The sequence below is a fragment of the Microcystis sp. M44BS1 genome, assembly GCF_020244875.1.
Lineage (GTDB): Bacteria > Cyanobacteriota > Cyanobacteriia > Cyanobacteriales > Microcystaceae > Microcystis > Microcystis panniformis.
Genome location: NZ_JADBVM010000056.1, coordinates 1 through 4,299, shown reverse-complemented (window position 1 = coordinate 4,299; position 4,299 = coordinate 1). Strand labels below are relative to the sequence as shown.

General features: G+C 41.7%; 4 protein-coding genes and 2 pseudogenes. 2 read left to right on the top strand and 4 right to left on the bottom strand.

Features of this window, described 5'->3' with window-relative positions; translation table 11 throughout:
- From IM515_RS03440 to IM515_RS03425, 4 genes and pseudogenes are all read right to left on the bottom strand, one after another.
- Positions 1-166, bottom strand: a 166-nt coding sequence (locus IM515_RS03440; protein WP_287697865.1) for a helix-turn-helix domain-containing protein, incomplete at its 3' end; no start/stop codon positions are given.
- 33 nt (positions 167-199) lie between these two features.
- Positions 200-649 (bottom strand): transposase, encoded by a 450-nt coding sequence (locus tag IM515_RS03435; protein WP_256377266.1) that lies wholly within the window; start codon positions 647-649, stop codon positions 200-202.
- A gap of 132 nt (positions 650-781) precedes the next feature.
- A pseudogene (locus IM515_RS03430) lies at positions 782-1,096 on the bottom strand (M42 family peptidase); the annotation flags it as partial.
- A gap of 115 nt (positions 1,097-1,211) precedes the next feature.
- Positions 1,212-2,549 (bottom strand): helix-hairpin-helix domain-containing protein, encoded by a 1,338-nt coding sequence (locus tag IM515_RS03425; protein ID WP_287629864.1) that lies wholly within the window; start codon positions 2,547-2,549, stop codon positions 1,212-1,214.
- Between the two features lie 488 nt (positions 2,550-3,037).
- Here IM515_RS03425 and IM515_RS03420 point away from each other — a divergent pair.
- Both IM515_RS03420 and IM515_RS03415 read left to right on the top strand, forming a co-directional pair.
- Positions 3,038-3,277 (top strand): annotated as a pseudogene (locus IM515_RS03420) (helix-turn-helix domain-containing protein); the annotation flags it as partial.
- A gap of 219 nt (positions 3,278-3,496) precedes the next feature.
- Entirely contained in the window at positions 3,497-3,766 is a 270-nt protein-coding gene (locus IM515_RS03415; RefSeq protein ID WP_287629863.1) for a hypothetical protein, read from the top strand.
- The last annotated feature ends 533 nt before the right edge of the window (positions 3,767-4,299 follow it).

The window sequence follows — 4,299 nt, the reverse complement described above, 5'->3', positions numbered from 1 at the left end:
TTGAAGAAGTTTCAGTATATCCTACTCTTTCTTGTCTTTCATACCATGCTTGTGTTCGTTCGTGGAGAGCTTTATTGTAAACTAATCTTACACAGCCCAAAGTGCGCCGCAATAGCGACTCTTGTTCTGGTGTGGGGTAAAATCGAAACGAATAGGCTTTTTCCATACCTCACATTCTAACACATATTTTGTAAATGCGCTAAGATTTAACAGCAAAGCCGCCGTAAAACGGCGGGGTTTCAGACCCAAAATTTCCGATGACCCGTTGACGATACTGTTGTTCGTAATAATCTGCTCCTAGCTCTTGATAGGATTGTTTGGTCGTCCACAGATGATAAAAAATCCGCGCTATTTTATGTGCCGTGGCCGTAATCGCCTTGGCCGCACCAGCGCGGCGATAAAGACGACGATAAAAAGCTCCCAAAGCGTAACTAGAACGACTGACTGCTTGATCGGCTAATCTAAAGGCCGTGGCGGCTCGATTGACAACTTTACGAGTTTGTGAGCTTTTGACTTTCCCGCCAGTAATGCGACAGCCTGGACATAAACCTAACCAAGAGGCGAACTGCTTCTCCGTTTTAAATTTACTGGGGTCTAAGCCAACTTCGGCAATAATCGTTGGCACCGTGACCACATCCAAGCCATCAATGGTGGTAAAATCTACCCCAGTAATGCGATAGACATTTCCAAAAATTTATAAGTCAGTCACAGCAAGGAAGAGAGGCAGATTAGACCAAGAGTCAAAATTAGCTCTCAAAACCGATTAATCAGGGTTTGATCTGATAATATCTACCACCCCCTCTCCGTAAATCCAAGGAAAAGCTCCCCCAAGTCGGCGAATTTGCAGAGTACCATCGGGATTAATTGCCTTGATAATAGCGCCAATTTCGTCTTTATGACCAGTAATAGCAATTTTTTTAGTCGAATCTTGTCCTTTAATTTTTCCGATGACATTTCCCGCTTGATCTTGCCATGTTTCTAATCCTAACTCTGGAAAGCGTTCTAGTAAAAAGCGATCGATTTCCGTTTCCATTCCACTAGGAGAATGATGGAGTACAAGAGTAGCAATAGTGTCAAAGAGTTGATCAAAATCCATATTTATCTTGATTTTGTGGGTGGAACAAGAATTATTATCGAAACAGGAAATCGAGAAGGTTTTACAGGAACAATATTGGCGCAATCATCGCCCTTGAGTGATTGCCAGTTAGCATTTAATGATTAATCAGAGGTGCAGAATTAGCCAGAAAACCGGCAACTTTCAGAGACTCTACCACCGAATTGTCATCCTCTACCCAATAGTTTTGTCCTAAACGCACAAATTGACGCTGAGTTCCCGCACCGATGGTGGCAATAACGGGAACTTTTGCCTTTTGTTTGTCTCCCGATTGCAGAATACTTTTAAGAAGATTTTGACGATTTTGGTTGACAACATCTTGCAGCGATAAATTAACCATCACCATTTTAATGGTTTCGATCGGTTCCGCATCTTCGACAATTAATTGTACCCGATCATCTCGGCGATCAACTTTTCCCCACACCATTAAAGTTGCTTCCTCCACTAATAATTTTTGCAGACGTTCGTAGCCATCGGAAAAAACCACCGCTTCCGACTGTCCCGAGGCATCTTCTATGGTTAAAAAGGCCATGGGAGTCCCTTTTTTAGTCATAATTTTCTTGACGGCATTTAATAGGACAATGGCACTGACTTTTTTTCTGGTTTTGTGTTCTTCTAAGTCAGCTAAATTGATAGGAGATAGGACTTGAGCGGCTCTTTGTAAAGCTTTTAAAGGATGTTCGGAAACATAAAAACCTAAATGTTCTTTTTCCAGTCTTAACTTTTCCTGTAGGGAAAAATCTTCCACTGGGGTTGCACTGGGAGACTGTTCAAACTCGGACTCTTGTTTATTTTCTGTGCTACCCCCTAGCATATCAAAAATATTCATTTGACCACTTTCTTTCTCTTTGGTGCGTTTTTGCGCCCAAGCAACTACTAATTCTAAATCTTCAATTAATTGATGGCGATTGGGTTGAATTTTATCAAAAGCACCACAATAAATTAGCGTTTCTAAAGCTCTTTTGTTGATCACTCGCAAATCAACACGCTCGCAAAAATCCCCTAAGGAAGTAAACTTTCCTCCTGTTGCTTCCCGGGCTTTTAAAATAGCCTCGATCGCATTTTCTCCCAGATTTCTAACTGCGGACAAACCAAAGAGAATTTTGCGCCCAATCGGGGTAAAATGTTTTTGCGATCGATTGATGTCGGGAGGTTCAACATCGATATTCATTTTCTGACAGTTTTCTCGATACTTTTCCACCTTATCCTGATTATCGCTACTAGCAGTTAGTAACGCTGTCATATATTCCACAGGATAATTAGCTTTTAAATAAGCGGTTTGATAGGTGACGTAAGCATAAGCGGTAGAGTGAGATTTATTAAAACAATTGGAGGCAATTAACCCGTTGCCCAGCAAAAAATTATGATCTTTCTCCACACCAATATCGTAAACGGGTTTTCTTCCCAAGTATTGACGACCAATAATTTTAACCATATTAGTAACTCAACTCTCCAGAGATTTTTGTAACGGTGCTAATGGAAATATGGCATTTCTTTGCCAAATCAGACTGCCAAGGGCAAAAAAATTACCATATTAATAACTAAAGTGTATATTCTAAGTAGGTGGGTGGAATTTAATATAACAAAGAACGTAGGTTGGGTTGAAGCATGAAACCCAACGCCCGCTCATGTTACGCTACCGCTAACCCATCCTAGAAATAATTGTGCCTCCCTACTTAAGTAGTTGGACAAAAGTAAAGTTAACTGTGGGGTCAGGAGTCGGTCGTCGGTCGTCGGTCGTCAGTAAGAATTGCGGCAATTTACATTTCTTAAGATAGACAACAGAATTTATGTCCGACTACTTACCTACAATAGGTTACGATCAAATTAAACAACATCATTGAAAATTTGGGTCTAAAACCCCGCCGTTGTAGGTTGGCTTTAATTTAAATACTAGCGCATTGACACGATATACGCTAGAATGTGAAGCTTCGATTTTACCCCACACCAAAACAAGAGTCGCTATTGCGGCTCACATTGGGTTGTGTAAGATTAGTTGACAATAAAGCTCTCCATGTCAGAACACAAGCTTGGTGCGAAAGACAAGAAAGAGTAGGGTACAGTCAAACTTCTTCAATGTTAACCGAGGAGAAAAAACCAGAAAAACTAGACTTCTTGAATGGGGTTAGCTGTGGCCGTTTGCCACAAGGGTTAAGACACCTGTAAACAGCTTTTACTAATTTCTTGGCTGGTCCGACAAAATTTGGTTAAAGGGGAGCAACGCAAAGCGGGGCAAAATGCAGCCGTTAAGATAGCAAAGAAACCTTGCCACTGAAGGCAAGGGCCTAGATCGTAACTTGACGAGAGGTCAGCGCTCGGTAGTGCGCGGATTGTGTTATGATTCTGGGCAAGCCATCAAGGGATTTGAAAAGGAGTAACACCATGAGTCTATCTTCAGAAGCCTATCGCCAAGCCCTCGTGCGGGATGGAGAACGGCGCTATCAGGAATGGCACCAAAATTATCACAACCACTGCCGTCAATCAAGGGCTGAATACCAAGCTCGTTCTGCCCAACAACGTCCAACAAAGCCTTGGATTTCTTCGGAAGCCTACCGCCAATTTTTAGTCAAAGATGGGGAGCGGCGTTTTGCGGAATGGCATGGCGAGTTTTTAGACTATCAACGACAATTTCTGGCCAGTCAATCCACTTAAACGGACGTCAGCCAATCCCCATTACAGCAATCTCTGAAAATAGTGGCTACAGTCCCCGAAGAAATAGGGCTCTTCTCGACTTTGTGTGATAATTTTTGCTTATGGAATCGTGAAATGCTTATCGGGCAAGACTTTTAGGGCTATTTTGCGGATATTCTATCAGTATAGACCTCGTTTCCACACAGAAACCAGAAGAGCCGAAATAGCTAATACCAATTTTCAATGGTCGTGACTAACATCTGAAAGTGCAATTCCTTTCTCCGAGAGGGATTGCGCTTTGAAATGATCAACTAAGTCTGTCATTACTTTTGAAAAATGATATAACTGGACTTCCCCCGTATAAACATACTAGCTATGGCTAAAAGTCTTACAGAGCCTGAGTTAAAGCAATAAAATACTAATGAACTACTGGACACAAAATCCTGAAGTTCTTACGCAGATAGGGTTTGAGGCAAAAATTTTCAAATTTGACCTTTAGACCATTATAGCTTGTTTCGGGGCAGAAAACCAGCAAAAACATGGCTACAGAGGGA